Origin of the sequence: Exiguobacterium indicum HHS 31 (genome assembly GCF_001939065.1) — a bacterium.
Taxonomy (GTDB): Bacteria; Bacillota; Bacilli; order Exiguobacteriales; family Exiguobacteriaceae; genus Exiguobacterium_A; species Exiguobacterium_A indicum.
The window spans coordinates 1-16,178 of the sequence record NZ_MPSZ01000002.1 but is presented as its reverse complement, the minus strand read 5'-3'; the positions used below and the strand labels follow the sequence as shown (position 1 = coordinate 16,178).

Annotated in this window: 13 protein-coding genes and 3 riboswitches; of the genes, 12 read left to right on the top strand and 1 reads right to left on the bottom strand. The window is 48.0% G+C overall.

The genetic code is table 11. The features are described from left to right. Positions 1–198 precede the first annotated feature (198 nt). Positions 199–302, top strand: a riboswitch (SAM riboswitch). A 78-nt stretch (positions 303–380) separates the two neighbouring features. From mtnK to N179_RS08360, 12 genes are all read left to right on the top strand, one after another. After that, on the top strand, positions 381–1,547 hold the full coding sequence (mtnK, locus tag N179_RS08415) for an S-methyl-5-thioribose kinase (RefSeq protein WP_023467039.1): 1,167 nt from the start codon (positions 381–383) through the stop codon (positions 1,545–1,547). Next, the gene (gene mtnA, locus N179_RS08410) at positions 1,544–2,593 is read left to right on the top strand and encodes an S-methyl-5-thioribose-1-phosphate isomerase (RefSeq protein WP_023467041.1); all 1,050 of its coding nucleotides are present in this window, start codon (positions 1,544–1,546) and stop codon (positions 2,591–2,593) included. The genes mtnK and mtnA overlap by 4 nt, the downstream gene beginning before the upstream one ends. Before the next feature lie 11 nt (positions 2,594–2,604). Beyond that, positions 2,605–3,687 carry a sugar ABC transporter substrate-binding protein gene (locus tag N179_RS08405; protein ID WP_023467042.1) on the top strand — a complete coding sequence of 361 codons (1,083 nt, stop codon included), beginning with the start codon at positions 2,605–2,607 and terminating at the stop codon, positions 3,685–3,687. After that, positions 3,684–5,192, top strand: coding sequence for a sugar ABC transporter ATP-binding protein (locus N179_RS08400; protein ID WP_075642667.1), 1,509 nt, complete (start codon positions 3,684–3,686; stop codon positions 5,190–5,192). Before N179_RS08405 ends, N179_RS08400 begins: the two co-directional genes overlap by 4 nt. Further along, entirely contained in the window at positions 5,189–6,193 is a 1,005-nt protein-coding gene (locus N179_RS08395; RefSeq protein WP_023467044.1) for an ABC transporter permease, read from the top strand. Before N179_RS08400 ends, N179_RS08395 begins: the two co-directional genes overlap by 4 nt. A 365-nt stretch (positions 6,194–6,558) precedes the next feature. Continuing rightward, positions 6,559–7,515: an AAA family ATPase gene (locus N179_RS08390; RefSeq protein ID WP_023467045.1), complete on the top strand. Its 957-nt coding sequence runs from the start codon at positions 6,559–6,561 to the stop codon at positions 7,513–7,515. Next, the gene (locus N179_RS08385; protein WP_055970223.1) at positions 7,512–8,594 is read left to right on the top strand and encodes a DUF58 domain-containing protein; all 1,083 of its coding nucleotides are present in this window, start codon (positions 7,512–7,514) and stop codon (positions 8,592–8,594) included. Before N179_RS08390 ends, N179_RS08385 begins: the two co-directional genes overlap by 4 nt. After that, positions 8,591–10,663: a transglutaminase TgpA family protein gene (locus tag N179_RS08380; RefSeq protein ID WP_075642666.1), complete on the top strand. Its 2,073-nt coding sequence runs from the start codon at positions 8,591–8,593 to the stop codon at positions 10,661–10,663. Before N179_RS08385 ends, N179_RS08380 begins: the two co-directional genes overlap by 4 nt. Before the next feature lie 40 nt (positions 10,664–10,703). Further along, a riboswitch (purine riboswitch) is annotated at positions 10,704–10,805 on the top strand. Between the two features lie 129 nt (positions 10,806–10,934). Further along, positions 10,935–12,455: a glutamine-hydrolyzing GMP synthase gene (gene guaA / locus N179_RS08375; protein ID WP_051353615.1), complete on the top strand. Its 1,521-nt coding sequence runs from the start codon at positions 10,935–10,937 to the stop codon at positions 12,453–12,455. A 296-nt stretch (positions 12,456–12,751) separates the two neighbouring features. Further along, on the top strand, positions 12,752–13,285 hold the full coding sequence (locus N179_RS08370; RefSeq protein WP_075642665.1) for a hypothetical protein: 534 nt from the start codon (positions 12,752–12,754) through the stop codon (positions 13,283–13,285). Positions 13,286–13,436: 151 nt separating this feature from the next. Then, positions 13,437–13,538: riboswitch (purine riboswitch) on the top strand. Between the two features lie 135 nt (positions 13,539–13,673). After that, positions 13,674–14,978 carry an NCS2 family permease gene (locus tag N179_RS08365; protein WP_035398981.1) on the top strand — a complete coding sequence of 435 codons (1,305 nt, stop codon included), beginning with the start codon at positions 13,674–13,676 and terminating at the stop codon, positions 14,976–14,978. An 83-nt stretch (positions 14,979–15,061) separates the two neighbouring features. Continuing rightward, positions 15,062–15,973, top strand: a complete 912-nt coding sequence (locus N179_RS08360) for a proline dehydrogenase family protein (protein WP_075642664.1) — start codon at positions 15,062–15,064, stop codon at positions 15,971–15,973. An 18-nt stretch (positions 15,974–15,991) separates the two neighbouring features. Here N179_RS08360 and N179_RS17085 read toward each other — a convergent pair. Then, the coding region (locus tag N179_RS17085) for a hypothetical protein (protein ID WP_208610326.1) at positions 15,992–16,178 on the bottom strand (187 nt) is incomplete at its 5' end.

Below are 16,178 nucleotides of genomic sequence, written 5' to 3'. Positions count from 1 at the left end.
AAATTGTGAAATCTAATTGCAATTTTTACATGAGAATCGTGACTTGTCAAACTATTTTTAGAAAATTTATTTTTTTGGAAATACTCTTTCTATAGATGACTTAAAAATGATGTCCGTTTCTGCTTGATTTCGATTTGACAGCGAGGAAGTCGATTGCGTAAGATTCAAATCAATATCACACACGACAACTACATACGACTCTTATCGCGAGTTGGCAGAGGGAATTGGCCCGATGACGCCGCAGCAACCGACCACTAGGCACGGTGCTACATCCAACAGACGTTTCGTCTGAGAGATAAGAGGACGCAGTGACTTTTCTGCGCCTCTTTTCGATGACGAAAAGAGGCGCTTTTTCGTGTATCACATAGGGGGAAACTGAGATGACATATAAAGCATTCACAGAACAGGACGCGATTGATCGTGTTCGGACATTAGGACTGATCGGCGATGGAGCCGTCGAAGCAGAAGAGATTGGCGACGGGAACCTCAACCTCGTCTTTCGGATTCGAGAAGGCGAACATCGCTTGATTTTAAAACAAGCATTACCATATGCGAAGGTCGTCGGGGAGAGCTGGCCGTTATCGCTCGAACGAGCGTGGATCGAGCAATCCGCACTCCGTGAATTCGCGCGACATGCCGTACCGTTCGTACCACGTGTTTTTCATGCTAGTCACGAAGAGGCGTATACGGTCATGGAAGATCTTTCACATTTGACGATCGTTCGAAGCGGTTTACTCGCAGGTGAACAGTATCCGTTGCTTGCGGAACATATCGGTTCTTATCTCGCTCGGACGTTATTCCATACATCGGACTTTGCGCTTGGTCCGGTTGAAAAGAAACGTGTCGCCCGAACGTACTACAATCCAGACTTGTGCGACATCACGGAAAAATTAATCTTCACGGATCCGTTTCATGACGCGGAGACGAACGAGATTGAAGCCGGACTCGAAGAAGAGGTGGCACGTCTATGGGCAGACGATGAGTTAAAACGCGAAGTCGCAAAACTCGAAGCGCTCTTCATCACGAAAGGAGATGCATTGCTGCACGGCGATCTACATACAGGAAGCATCTTCGCCTCGGCGACGGAAACGAAAGTCATCGATCCTGAATTCGCCTTTTATGGTCCATTTGGATTCGATGTCGGACAGTTCATCGCCCACTTATTCTTCGCGGCATATCCGGATTACCCTACACGACGTGACGCCCGAATCAAGGATATCGATACGTTCTGGCTGACGTTCGCTTCAACGTTCCGTGCCTTATGGGAACGGGAAGCCGTCGAACCGTTCCAGGCACCAGGACTCGTCGATGATGTATTGAGCACGATCTTGCAGGATGCCCTTGGCTTCGCCGGTTGCGAATTGATTCGGCGGACGATCGGTCTAGCACCGGTCGCTGATTTAGAATCAATCAATTCAACGACGGAACGCTTAGAGCGGAAACGCCACGCTCTCCGTCTAGGAACAGCGTTAATCAAACGCCGTACAGAATGCCGGACATTCGATGATTTACGAAACTTTGACGTAACGGAGGAACTTAGCCGATGACTACATTCGTTCAAAGTATCCGTTACGAAGACCGTGTCTTGACGATTCTCGATCAGACACGTCTACCGCAGGAAGAGCACTATGAAGTCATTGCTGATCTCGCGCAAGCCGTTGAGGCGATTAAACAACTGCGCGTTCGGGGCGCACCTGCGATCAGTTTATTTGGGGGATTCGTGCTCGTTCAAGAAGCATACCGGTTTGAAGCGGCGCTTCCGGTCTACAAGCAAGCCTTGCTTGAGACATCGGCGACGTTACTCGCGACACGACCGACGGCCGTCAACTTGCGAAATGTCCTCGATCAATTGAATCCAATCATTCAAGACGGGACGTCGGTAGAAGAGATTCGCGAACGGTTGGAAAAACGGACGGTCGCCTTATACGACCAGGATGCGCAGACGTCACGTCAAATCGGGATTCATGCACTGGAATTATTCCAGTCAGGCGACCGGATTCTAACAATTTGTAATGCTGGATCGATTGCGACCGCTGCTTATGGAACAGCACTTGCGCCGTTCTACATCGCAAAAGAACGCGGCATTGAATTATCCGTTTTTGCGAGTGAGACGCGACCGTTACTGCAGGGAGCACGATTGACGACATGGGAGCTTCAACGTGCCGGGATCGATGTCACGTTAATTACGGACAACATGGTCGCCCATACGCTGAAAGAAAAACAGATCGATGCGATCATCGTCGGTGCCGACCGCATTACACGAAACGGAGATACCGCGAATAAAATCGGGACGTTCCAATTAGCATTGCTCGCGCAAGCTTTTGGTATTCCGTTTTACGTCGCAGCACCGCTCTCGACGTTCGACTTCTCGCTCGTTTCCGGAGACGCGATCGAAATCGAAGAACGTGATCCGCAAGAAGTGACGACTGTCCAAGGTGTCGCGACAGCACCGGAAGGCGTCGCTGTCTTCAATCCGGCGTTTGATGTCACACCACACACATTCATCACGGGCATCATCACCGAACTTGGTGTCATCACGCAACCGAATGAAGAAACGATTGAACAATTAACAGGGCTTCAACCCCTCGGATAAGGAGATATGTCATGAAAAAACTAGCTTACGCCGTCCTAGCACCGGCACTGTTACTAGCGGCTTGTGCGAATGGAGAAGCCACGACGACGAAGGTCGTTAAGGATGTACCAAAAGGGGTTCAATCAGACGTCAAGATCGCCGTGATCCGCAACCTAGCATCGGACGACCATACGAAACAATTCCTTGATGGCGCACGAAGTGAAGGCGAAGCGCTCGGCTTTAAAGTCAGCACGTTCATTTCGGAAGGCAACGACGTCAAGTTCAAGGAACTGGTCGCACAAGCGATTCAACAAGATTATGACGGGCTCATCATCTCGCACGGTAAGGAAGACTACGCCTATGACATGATCAAACCAGCGGTCGATAAAGGACTGAAGGTCGTAACGTTCGATACGATCACGAAGAAAAAAGGAATGACGTTAAAAGGTGTGACGGAAACATTCCAAAACGATCATCAACTCGCGAAGCTATCGCTCGATGAAGTGACGAAGGTGACGGACAAAAAGCCGGTCCGTGTCATCAAACTCTGGTTCGGACCAGGTTTTGCCCCACTCGATCGTCGTCAGGAAATCTACAAGACGTACGAAGCAGACGGTAAAATCAAAACGCTTGAGACGGTTGGACCGACAAACTTCCAAGATGTCCAAGGGGATATCGCAACGAAGATGAATGCGATTCTCGCGAAATATCCGAAAGGAAGCATTGATGCGGTTTGGGGGGCATGGGACGAAGTTGCAAAAGGGGCTTACAAATCGCTCAAGGATAATAAACGTCAAGAAATCCCGCTAATCTCGATCGATGTCTCGAATCAGGATATCAACCTGATGCGTGAAAAAGGCAGTAACTGGGTCTCGACGAGTGCGGTGGATCCATTCTTGATTGGACAAACGGACATGCGATTACTGGCTAAGAAAATCGCTGGTGAGAAGACACCGGATAGCTTTGATCTCGACGCGAAACTCGTGGAGCAGAAGGCGTTGAAGCAGGACACGACGATGTACAATCTCGATACGATAATCAAAGGATGGAGTACATCGGACAAATTCAATGAACCGTGGATGGACCGGTTGCGTGACGTCCATAAGAAACAATGACGTCTACCAATCATCACTTGAAGATGACCGGGATTTCACTGGCGTTTCCGGGAGTGCAAGCCTTAAAACAAGTCTCGTTTGAAGTGAAATCCGGTGAAATCCACGCGCTTGTCGGTGCGAATGGTGCCGGTAAGTCGACGTTGATGAAAGTCTTATCCGGAGCGGAAACAGCGGACGAAGGAACGATCCGTCTCGACGGGAAGGAGTTGACCATCACGTCACCGCGTGATGCGAAACAGATTGGAATCGACCTCGTCCAACAAGAGGTCGATGTGGCGCTTGTCCCGTATTTGACGGTCGCTGAGAATATCTGTCTCGATCTGTTGACGGACGGAACGATGACTGGCTTCGTATCCCAACGCCGTTACATACAGCGTGCCAAAGAAGCGTTAGCAACATTACAGGCGGATATTTCCGTCAAGACACGTGTCGAGGAGTTGCGGCTTGCTGAAAAGCAACTCGTACTGATTGCTCGCGCCCTCGTCCAAGAACGCCGTTTTTTGATTTTAGATGAACCAACGGCACCTCTCAGTCAGGCGGAAACAAGCCATCTCTTTTCAGTCGTGCGTCGTTTAGCCGAACGAGGGCTTGGGATCATCTTCATCTCGCATCGTTTACAGGAACTATATGAGATTTGCGACTCCATCTCGGTCATGCGCGACGGTCAACTCATCTCACGACATCTTTTGACAGACATCACGAAGGAAGCTGTCGTTGAGCAAATGCTCGGGCGTCAGCTTACGTCTGTTGCGAAAACGTCACGGGTAAATGCAACGAACGTATTGACGGTCGAGAGTGCTACGAATGCGGACGTCCACGATATCTCCTTGATGGTTCAAGCAGGTGAAGTCGTTGGTATCGCGGGTCTTGTCGGTGCCGGTAAAACGGAATTATGCAAAGCATTGTTCGGTGATCGCCCGTTTCAGGAAGGGGAGGTTCGGATAGGTGGAAAAGCCCATCGCCTTTGCAATCCACAAGCTGCGATTCAAGCGGGAATCGGTCTCGTTCCAGAAGAACGACGAAAAGAAGGAATTCTTGTTGCCGATTCTGTCGCAGAAAATCTAACAGCAGCGGCAGCTCATGATTTCGTCAACCGCTGGGGGCTGATGGATCGTCGCAAAGAAGCAAATCAGGCATCGCAATGGGTCAAGGAGCTGGGCATTAAAGTGGCAGACGTGAAACAGGAAGTAGGTCAACTATCCGGTGGGAATCAACAAAAAGTCGCCATCGGAAAATGGTTACTGACCGATGTTTCTGTACTCGTCTTGGACGAACCGACAAAAGGTGTTGACGTCGGAGCCAAACAAGATATCTATCGTCTGATTGACGGACTCGCGCAACAACAAAAAGGGATCCTTTACGCGACGAGTGAATGGGATGAACTTTTGACCGTCACGGACCGAATCTACGTCATGTTCGATGGACGGATCGTCCATGAAACGAAGACGGCGGACACATCAGAAGAAACCTTGTTGTGGTATGCGACAGGAGGAGGGCAACGATGAATGAGGTAGTATCAAAACAAACGAACCGAGGGAAGGGTTTACGTCCTGTCCTCGGATTCTTGAACGACTGGGGGATCGTCCTCGCGATCCTTGCCCTCGTCCTGTTTTTTGCGACGACGGCTCCAACATTCCTACAAGGGACGAATTTAATTAATATTTTACGAAGTATTTCCATCGTGACGATTATCGCGATCGGCTTGACCGTTTCTTTGACGGTCAATGGATTTGATTTATCGGTCGGGTCGACCGCGACGCTTGCGAGTTCTTTCGTCGTCTCGTTCTTCGTCTGGTACAGTCTACCGATCGGTGTCTCGATTGGTTTAGCACTTCTCTTATCTCTTAGCGTTGCTCTGGTGAACATCTTACTCATCGTCTGGTTTAAGATTCCGGATTTGTTTGCGACGCTTGCGACGATGTTCATCGTCGAAGGTGTCGCGATGACGTATACCGGTGGTGGTTCAATCAGTGCCGGAATGCCGCGCCTGGACGGTACACCAACAGTCGGCACGATTCCGGAGGCATTCGCGAAAATCAGCCAGGCGCCTTGGATCATCGTCATCATGCTCGTCGTCGTCGCTGTGACACACGTCTTCTTAAGCCATACGCGACACGGTCGTTTTCTCTATATCATCGGTGGGAATCCGGAAGCCGCACGACTGACAGGAATTCGTGTCAACCGCTACCGGGCACTCGCGTATCTGATTGCTGGGTTACTTGCGGCAATCGGTGGGATTTTACTTGCGTCACAAGTCGGATCGTCACAAATCAATGCCGGTTCCGGTTATCTGATGCCAGCGGTCGCAGCCGCATTCATCGGCTCGTCGTTCGCAGGACAAGGGAAGCCGAATGCGCTTGGCACACTCGTTGGCGCTTGTCTTGTCGGGATTCTTGAAAATGGTCTCGTCATGCTGTCTGTTCCATACTATTCGTTGAATATCATCAAAGGGCTGGTCCTTGCGGTCGCACTCGCGACGACCTATGCGCGGTATCGAAAAAAATAATTAAAATTCGACGTTTCGTTTATAACATATTCGGTAATATTCAATATATGAAAGGATGGTGATGCACATGAATGATTACCAATGTAGAGGGAACGATCGCATGTCGCTTCTGAAAGAAGAGGATCACCGGACTTGACGAACGTTGTCCATTGACACGGATGTATTCGTGTTTTACGTGCAACTGCACGGTTCAAGAACGGATCACGGCATGTGTTCGTTCCTGAAACAAATAAGGGGGAAACGCTACGGCGTTCCCCCTTTTTCATGTGCTAGAAACTGCTCGTATTTCTTTAAAAGCGTAGCGGAATATGAGATGATATAAAAAGTCAGAAAATTCAACTACTACGAGAGCAAGGGGCCTGACAATGCGAACATACACTAAGGAGATTCAAGCGATTATCGACAACGTAGAGAAAGTCATCATTGGTAAGGAAGATGTCATCACACAATCATTGGCAGCATTACTAGCGGGCGGTCACGTCCTATTAGAAGACGTACCGGGAGTCGGGAAGACGATGCTCGTTCGTGCGTTCAGCCGATCGATCGGGTTGACCTTCAAACGTGTTCAGTTCACGCCAGACCTACTTCCGTCAGATTTGACGGGTGTATCGATGTATAATCAGAAAACTAGCCAATTCGAATATAGACCGGGTCCTTTAATGGGAAACATCGTCTTAGCCGATGAGATTAACCGAACATCACCAAAAACTCAATCTGCCTTACTCGAGGGAATGGCGGAAGCGAACGTCACCGTCGATGGTGAGATTCATACGCTTCCGAATCCCTTTTTCGTCATGGCGACACAAAACCCGATCGAACACGAAGGAACGTATCCGTTACCAGAAGCACAACTCGACCGTTTTCTCGTCAAAGTCAAAATGGGTTATCCTGATTTCCACCAGGAAATGAAGCTACTGACACGTTTCGAACGGGATGAACCAATTGAAACGCTCGAAGCGGTGATTGGTCGCGAGCAATTGCTCCAGATGAAAGAAGAAGTCAAGAACGTCCATGTCTCACAGCCCGTCAAAAAATATATCGTCCATCTCGTCCAAGCGACCCGGACGAACGGTTCACTTTATCTCGGCGCGAGTCCCCGTTCTTCGATTGCTTTGATGAAAGTCGCGCAAGCGTGGGCATACATGGAAGGACGCAGTTTCGTCTTACCGGATGATGTCAAACATCTCTTGATTCCGGTCCTGTCACACCGCTTGATTTTGACAGCGGACGCGCGTTATCACGGTCAATCGTCTGAACGGATTTTAGAACAAATCAAAAAAGAGGTTGCTGTACCTATCCAACAAGACGTGGAGTCCCTATGACGAAGTGGCAAATTGGTTGGCGTTACGCTGTACTCCTTTTGACGACGGTTGCCTTATGGACATATGCGCGCGTCGATGGCGGAAATGTCGCTTCCTTGCTGTTTTATGTCATGGCCGGTCTGACTGTCTACTGGACGCTCTTCCTCGTTTGGCCCGTCACGCAGGCACTGGCGACGCGCGAAGTCTCGAATAAGATGCTCGTTGCCGGAACAGATATCCCGGTTTCCTTACGGGTTCGCCGGCGTTTTCCGTTTTTGGTCGGAGCCGTCGAGGTGACGGAGGCGATTCCAAACGAACTCAGCGAAGAAAAACTCGATATCAGCCGTCCGCTCCGTGCCCACTACCGGAAGACAGAGCAAATCGACTACACGATTCCATCGATTCGTCGAGGAGTCTACCAGATTCCTGGCTGTATCGTTGAAATTACGGATCCGTTTGGTCTGTTCAAGCGGAAACGGATGTTTCCGGTCGAGACGTATCTTGCGATTGAACCGGCACGCCTTGCCGTTCAACTTCCGCATGAGGAGGATCGCGGCGATGGAGGAATCTCCCCTGTGTCGCTTGATCTTCGTCAGTCGTCCTTTACTGTCGTCGGGGTCCGGGAATACGTCAGTGGTGACCGGATGAATCAGATCGATTGGAAAGCGACAGCAAAACGCCAAGGTTTAATGACGAAAACGTTTGAACGAGAGCAGGAACGGGAGACGACGATCGTCTTTGATGAGGGGACGGAAGCGGGTGAAGCTTTCGAACGCGTCATCTCGATGCTGGCAGAAGCGACGGATCAGCTAAATAAAAGACGGCTGAGCTACCGCATTCACCTCGTCGGACATGCTGTTCAATCGTTATCGTTACCACTCGAGGGTGCGAAACTGACGCATTACTTGATGACGGCGCAACCGAGTCGGACGCGGACGTTCATCGAGTCATGGGAGTACTCGTCAAAAGCGCTTCGATTGAGTGGCAACGTCCTCTTCATCACGCCGGATCTTGAATCGAACAATGAACTATGGATCTCGAAGATTAATCAAGAAGCCACCGTTCATGTCTATACACCAGAACGGAGGGGAGTGCGATGATGCGACGCTTACTTTGGAACGCTATCGCGGCAGCCGTCCTGACTTGTTTCATGCCACCACTTCTTGAACTGACGACGTTCGAACATCTTTGGTCCTTCTTACCGATGCTGTTTCTGCCGTTGCTGTTGTCGCATCTATCGCGGCGTTACTTTTTACTCGGAAGTCTCGGTGGACTACTCCTATCGTTTTATTTGATTTTGACGCCGGGAGCAGCACCATGGGGCATCTTTACGGAAATCAGCTCAGATGTTCAAAGTGTCATCAATGGTGAGTTACCGGGACGACCAGCCTTTGCACTCTCGATCGGACTGATCAGTTTCTTGATCGCTTATTTAGCACGGCGGACATTCCCGAATCGCGGATTTGTGTTTGGTCTTGCCTTCGGTGTCATCGGATTTATCGCCTATTGCGATACGTGGACGGATTATTCGGGAGAGACGTTCATTCTCTATCCGATCATTCTATCTTTATTATTACTCTATGCGACGGAAGTTAACGAACGACCGCGCGCTTCTTACGTTCGTCCGCTGAGTGCTTTATTCATCATGGGTGCTGTCATCGTCGCTGCTGTCCAAAGTCCTGTCATCAATGCGACATGGCAAGACAGTTGGTACGATTTGACGTCCGGTCTTGAAGGTGAAGGAGAGCCGTCAAATGCGATTCAAAAGGTCGGCTACGGTAACAATGATGAGCAACTCGGTGGACCGTTTCAGATGGACGATCGAGAAGTTTTCCAAGTCGAAAGTGAAGGGAACCGCTACTGGCGAGTCGAGACGAAAGATATCTATACCGGCAAGGGGTGGGTGCTGTCGGAATCGAATCCGGAAATCGATGCGCGTGGTTTCTTCTCGCATTTCGGAAAAGAGGTCAAGACAAGAAATGAGACGGCAACGTTTGAGATGGCACGTGAACTGCCGTTCGTTCCGTACAATGGTGATAATGTTCGGTTGACGGTCGACCAGCAACGACAAAATGTACTGGTTGATCCTGAGAATCAAAAAATCTCGTATCTCGACGATACGAATCAGCAGCGCAACTATCAAATCGAATATGCCTATCCACTCTTCACAGAAGAGCAGTTACAGACAGATGAGCCGCTCGATTTATCAGCGGATGACACACGTCGGTACCTGCAGCTACCAGATGGATTACCACAACGTGTCCGTGATTTAGCGAATCAAATCGTTGAGGGTGAAGAAACACCGTGGGACAAGGCGCGAGCGATTGAAAACTATTTCGAAGAAGAAAACTTCGAATATAATACGGAGGAAGTCGCCGTACCAGGAGAAAATCAAGATTACGTCGATCAATTCCTGTTCGAAACGAAGCTCGGATACTGTGATAACTTCTCGACGTCCGCCGCTGTGTTGCTTCGGGCAGCTGGATTACCCGCACGCTGGGTAAAAGGGTTCACGGGAGGCGAGTCCGATGTCATCGGCTCCGCCGTGACCAGTTATACGGTACGAAATAAAAATGCCCACTCGTGGGTCGAAGTCTACATTGAAGGACCAGGCTGGGTACCGCTTGAGCCGACTGTTAGCTTCGACGGAGCAGGTCAATATACGATTGACCGAGAAACGAACAACGAGACGGAGCAAACAAATCCACAACGCGAAACAGAAAATAATACAGAGACGACGACACCAAATCGTCCGCAGGAAAATCTTCTCGACGAAGAACAGACGACTAGCGCCGGACAGGCGGAGCAGAAGTCAATTCCGTTTTGGCCAATCCTTATGACGGCACTCGCTCTCTTGTTCCTTTACCTGTTCCGAAAACCAATCATTCGAACACTCGCGATTCTCTTCTTCCGGAGACAAATCGAGCGACCAGAAGGATTCCGACGGATGTACCGGTACCTCTTGCGACGTCTTGATAAAAAAGGATTCCATTATCAAGATGGTCGGACGCTTGCGGAACTCGCTCACGAAGTCGATGGGTACTACGAGACGTACGCGATGCGACCGTTGACGGATGCTTACGAACGGATGGTCTATGGTGGAGAATCATTATCTGCCGATAAAAAACGTGAATATTTCGAAAATATCATTCGTCATGTAGAGGGTTGATATTTACGAAACGATACAGTTACAATGGGAACAACGTAAATCACACACATGCAATCTCCTTTGTATATACTCGCGAATATGGCGCGAGAGTCTCTACCGGGTCACCTTAAACGACCTGACTATGAAGGAGCAGACCCTTCGTATACATTTTTTTGTGAAGCGGCCTGCTCTTTTTCCATTTTATCCATGGGCGAAGAGTGGGCTTTTTTCATAGGGTGCGCATGAAATCAGAAAGGCGGGAACAGATTTGGAAGCACATTTGGACCAGGAAATGATTCTCGTCCTCGATTTTGGAGGACAGTACAATCAATTGATCACACGTCGTATTCGGGACCTTGGTGTCTATAGTGAATTGCATTCGCATAAAATCACTGCAGCAGAAGTAAAGGAAATCGCACCTGCTGGTATCATCTTCTCAGGTGGTCCACGTAGCGTCTACGCAGAGGATGCGTACCGGTGTGACCCAGAAATCTTCGACCTCGGTATTCCAATCTTCGGGATCTGTTACGGCATGCAGCTCATGTCACAACATTTCGGCGGAACAGTAGAACGTGCGGGACATCGTGAATATGGAAAAGCCACATTGACGTTACAAGACCCGTCACCGATGTATGCGAACCTACCGCTTGAACAAACGGTCTGGATGAGCCACAGCGACCTCGTCACATCTGTGCCAAACGGATTCGTCGTCGATGGAACGAACGTGTCATGTCCGATCGCTTCGATCAAGAACGAAGAATTGAAAATGTACGGTGTGCAGTATCACCCGGAAGTGAACCATACGGTCTTCGGAAAAGAATTGCTCAAGAACTTCCTCTTTGAAGTCTGTAAATGTGCAGGCGATTGGTCGATGGAGAACTTCATCGAAATCGAAGTAGCGAAGATTCAAGAACAAGTCGGCGACAAAAAAGTCCTCTGTGCACTTTCTGGTGGTGTCGACTCGTCTGTCGTCGCAGCCTTGATTCACAAAGCAATCGGTGATCAATTGACATGTATGTTCGTCGATCACGGTTTACTGCGTAAGGGTGAAGCGGAGAGCGTCATGAAGACATTCGCGGATCACTTCCACATGAACGTCATCAAGATTGATGCCCAGGACCGTTTCCTCGACAAACTCCGTGGTATCTCAGATCCAGAGCAGAAACGTAAAATCATCGGCAACGAGTTCGTCTACGTCTTTGATGAAGAAGCTTCAAAACTAACGGACATGGACTTCCTTGCCCAAGGTACGCTCTACACGGATATCATCGAGAGTGGTACGGATACGGCACAAACGATCAAGTCACACCACAACGTCGGTGGATTGCCGGAAGACATGCAGTTTGAATTGATCGAGCCGATCAACACGTTGTTCAAGGATGAAGTCCGTGAACTCGGGAAAGAACTCGGTCTTTCCGATGAAATCGTGTGGCGTCAGCCGTTCCCAGGACCAGGTCTCGGAATTCGTGTCCTCGGTGAAATCACAGATGAGAAACTCGAAATCGTCCGCGAATCTGATTTCATTCTTCGTGATGAAATTAAAAAAGCTGGACTCGAGCGCGAAATCTGGCAATACTTCACAGTCCTTCCTCCAATCCGTTCGGTTGGTGTCATGGGCGATGAGCGGACATACGACTATGCCGTCGGAATCCGCGCTGTCACGTCTATTGACGGAATGACATCAGACTGGGCACGTATCCCATGGGACGTGCTCGAGAAGATCTCGGTTCGAATCGTCAATGAAGTTCAGAACGTTAACCGCGTCCTGTACGATGTGACGTCGAAACCACCTTCAACGATTGAGTGGGAATAAGTACTGGGCTTACTGAGACGATTCGTCTCATGAATCCTGTCGTAACACCCTTTTAAAGGAGAAAGGTGAAGATGAATCTGTTTCACCTTCAACCACTTTATTTCAAAATAAAGCTCTCTTTTGTTCGCATGATTTGTGAATGGAAGGGGGCTTTTTGTGAACGAAATTATGAAACCGTTGGACGTTTTTAAACTAAACCGACGAATTTAGGTACTTTAGTTCTAGTTTGCTGAGATGTGTGGACTCTTCCTGTATTATGGAATACATCATCTAATGGAAAAAAGGGATACTGCCTCATGATAGACTGGACATGGACTGAAGTTGATCAATTAGAAAAACAAGAAAAATGGAATGAAGCTAAACGATATCTTTTGAATTCTTGGAGACAACATCCCGAAGATCTCAAAACAGTCATTCGACTGGGCTTTTTTTGTTGGTACGTCTCCTTTGAACATGGACCATTGGGAATTACAGAGAACAATATAGATATTGAGGAATTAGAATCTTTACTAAAGGAAGTTAAACATGATGGTTTACGTCATTTTATGAACCATGAGGACTTTCTATGGTGTTTTGGTTATATGGTTTCGATGACCCCTTATTATTTTGGAGAGTACAACGAGTGGGAAGAAAAAGGCGCATCCATGTTACGACGTGCTCATGAATTATGTCCGAATGAAGCAATTTATGCTTATTCTTATCTTGGATCGTTCTCAAATGCTTACGGAACACGTGAAAATGAATTGCAACAGGTACAGAATGTTTTAGAGGATCGTTTTAAAGGAGAGGGACTATTATCCGACTACTTTAAGAGTATATACGCTCAGTGATAGGGCTGATTTCTAACAATCATGAAATAGCCTTCAAAAAACCGTTTTCAAAACCGAACGTTCGGATAAAATAAGTAGTTAAATTTCGCTTTTATGGTTGACCCATGAATTTGACCGTGCTACGATGTGTCTGTTCTTATTTTTCATACCACTAAAAAAACATAAATAATGCCGTATAATTCTGGGGATAGGGCCCGGAAGTCTCTACAGGAACACCGTAAAGGTTCCTACTACGGCGCACACGCAGCATCGTGCGCTTATTGAAACGGCTTTTACCGCTTAGGTAAGGGCCGTTTTTTGTTTTCAAGGAGACGGCTTATTTGGAAGGAAGGCAATCATGAGCACACAATTGAAACAGCCACACCAACCGAAAGCAAAAGAAAATGCGATTGCGCGTTTCTTTGATTTCAATGGGCTTGGTACGAACATGCGTACAGAGTTCATCGCCGGCATGACAACATTCTTCGCGATGGCGTATATCTTATTCGTTAATCCGAATACATTAGCCGAAGCAGGAATGGACGCAGGAGCAGTCTTCGGTGCCACAGCACTCGTTGCGATCATCGGTTCCGTTACGATGGGATTACTGGCGAACTATCCAATCGCGCTCGCACCAGGAATGGGACTAAATGCTTTCTTCGCCTACAGCGTCGTCATCGGAATGGGTATTCCATGGCAAACCGCACTTTCAGGCGTTCTCGTCTCAGGTCTCGTCTTCATGGTATTAACAGCTTCAGGTATTCGTGAGATGATCATCAATGCGATTCCAGAACCATTGAAAATGGCAGTTGCAGCAGGTATCGGATTGTTCATCGCGTTCATCGGATTAAAAACAGGTGGTCTCGTCGTGGCGAATGAAGCAACACTCGTCTCGCTTGGTGATTTAAGTAAAGGAACAACGCTTCTCGCGGTATTTGGTCTTGTCGTATCTGCGGTCCTAATGACGCGTGGTGTCAAAGGGGCGATCTTCTTCGGAATGATCCTAACGGCAGTCGCTGGAATGATCTTCGGTTTGATTCCGATTCCAACAAGTCTTGGTGAAGTCATTTCAGCACCACCAAGCATCGCACCTACATTTGGACAAGCATTCCTTCACTTCGATGAAATCTTCACGGTTCAAATGATGATCGTCATCTTAACTTTCTTCTTCGTTGATTTCTTTGATACAGCAGGTACACTGGTTGCGGTAGCAAACCAAGCCGGTCTGATCAAAGAAAATAAAGTACCACGCGCTGGTCGCGCATTGATCGCTGATTCAACAGCAACAGTAGCAGGTTCGATCCTTGGAACGTCGACGACGGTTTCTTACATCGAATCAAGTGCAGGGGTTGCAGCAGGTGGTCGTTCAGGAATGACGGCGATCGTCACAGCTTTATTCTTCGGTCTCGCTTTATTCTTCTCACCATTGCTCGCAATCATCACCGCACCGGTCACAGCACCCGCATTGATCATCGTTGGTGTGTTGATGGCAGCTTCACTGCTCCAAATCGATTGGAAAAAATTCGAGTATGCGGTTCCCGCTTTCTTGACCGTCATCATGATGCCGTTGACGTATTCAATCGCAACAGGGATTGCATTCGGTTTCCTCTTCTATCCGGTCACGATGATCGCGAAAGGACGAGCAAAAGAAGTGCACCCAATCATGTACGTGTTGTCACTCGGATTCCTCGGTTACTTTATCTGGTTGCATTAATCCAAACTGCGTCTTTCTTCTATATAGAAGAAAGACGTTTTTTTATTGGGAGAGGGTAAGGGAGAAGAGAGAGGGTGATTTAGATGTTACAGCAGATTACTGGAGCTGTATTCGAATACTTGGCTGAGAATAGACTGTTGATTCAATTAGCGAAAAAAGTCGGATTGCCGCTTGGTGGAACATTATTCGTCGGAGGACAGGGCGCAGAAGAGACACTCGATACCGTGAAACAATTTAATCAAGATGGACGAGCCGCTACAGTGGATTGTCTAGGAGAGTTCATTGAGACAGAGCAGGACGCGGTAGACATCGCAAATGAATGTATTAAAGTCATCGGGCAAATCAAAGAACATGGTCTAGACGCACAAGTATCTCTAAAGCTAACATCAATCGGATTAAGAATCGATCCGGATATCGCCTATCAACAGTTGAGTCGTATTGCAGAGATTGCCTATCAGAGAAACATGCGCGTGACAGTCAACATGGAAGAAGCGATGATGGTCGAGTCGATCGTTCGAGTATTCGAACGCGTACATGAACATTATCCAAACGTCGGAATTGCGCTACAGGCAAATGTATTCCGTAGTCGTTTTGATCTAGAACGTCTTCAGGCAACAGTACGTATCGTCAAAGGGGCATACGATGGAGACGATGAACTCTATATTCAACCGAAAAAGACAGTCGATGAGACATACCTTCAATTAGTAAAAGTCAATTTGTTAAATGGGAACTACACGCAAATCGCGACACATGATGAACAGATCATTCAGCAAATCATTGACTTTACTCAAATGAAACAGATTGATCCATCACGGTTTGAATTTCAAATGCTTCAAGGCATGCGACCGAAACGACAACAAGAGTTAGTTCGACAAGGTTATCGTGTCGTTATCTACGTTCCGCATGGTGTGGACTGGTATACGTATTTGATGAGACGGTTAGCAGAACGCCCAGCGAATATCGCGTTTACAGTAGGAGCCATGTTAAGAAGGTAAAGACTTTGCGAAGAGGATTTAAACTCTTTGCAAAGTTTTTTTAAAATAATGCTTGTGTTTGTCGAATTTTGTTGTTATATTAATAAATGTTCCAGCGAGACGCCTTTTATAAACGGTTCGTTGGGGCTGAAAAGTTTTTTTAAAAGCATGGTTGACATAATCAAAACAACCTGTTAATCTATTAAAGTCGCTAAGGCGGCAGACG

Bases quoted from the DNA above. Each gene is read 5' to 3' on its own strand.
- mtnK (WP_023467039.1), top strand. From the start codon at position 381: ATGACATATAAAGCATTCACAGAACAGGACGCGATTGATCGTGTTCGG.
- mtnA (WP_023467041.1), top strand. From the start codon at position 1,544: ATGACTACATTCGTTCAAAGTATCCGTTACGAAGACCGTGTCTTGACG.
- N179_RS08405 (WP_023467042.1), top strand. From the start codon at position 2,605: ATGAAAAAACTAGCTTACGCCGTCCTAGCACCGGCACTGTTACTAGCG.
- N179_RS08400 (WP_075642667.1), top strand. From the start codon at position 3,684: ATGACGTCTACCAATCATCACTTGAAGATGACCGGGATTTCACTGGCG.
- N179_RS08395 (WP_023467044.1), top strand. From the start codon at position 5,189: ATGAATGAGGTAGTATCAAAACAAACGAACCGAGGGAAGGGTTTACGT.
- N179_RS08390 (WP_023467045.1), top strand. From the start codon at position 6,559: ATGCGAACATACACTAAGGAGATTCAAGCGATTATCGACAACGTAGAG.
- N179_RS08385 (WP_055970223.1), top strand. From the start codon at position 7,512: ATGACGAAGTGGCAAATTGGTTGGCGTTACGCTGTACTCCTTTTGACG.
- N179_RS08380 (WP_075642666.1), top strand. From the start codon at position 8,591: ATGATGCGACGCTTACTTTGGAACGCTATCGCGGCAGCCGTCCTGACT.
- guaA (WP_051353615.1), top strand. From the start codon at position 10,935: ATGATTCTCGTCCTCGATTTTGGAGGACAGTACAATCAATTGATCACA.
- N179_RS08370 (WP_075642665.1), top strand. From the start codon at position 12,752: ATGATAGACTGGACATGGACTGAAGTTGATCAATTAGAAAAACAAGAA.
- N179_RS08360 (WP_075642664.1), top strand. From the start codon at position 15,062: ATGTTACAGCAGATTACTGGAGCTGTATTCGAATACTTGGCTGAGAAT.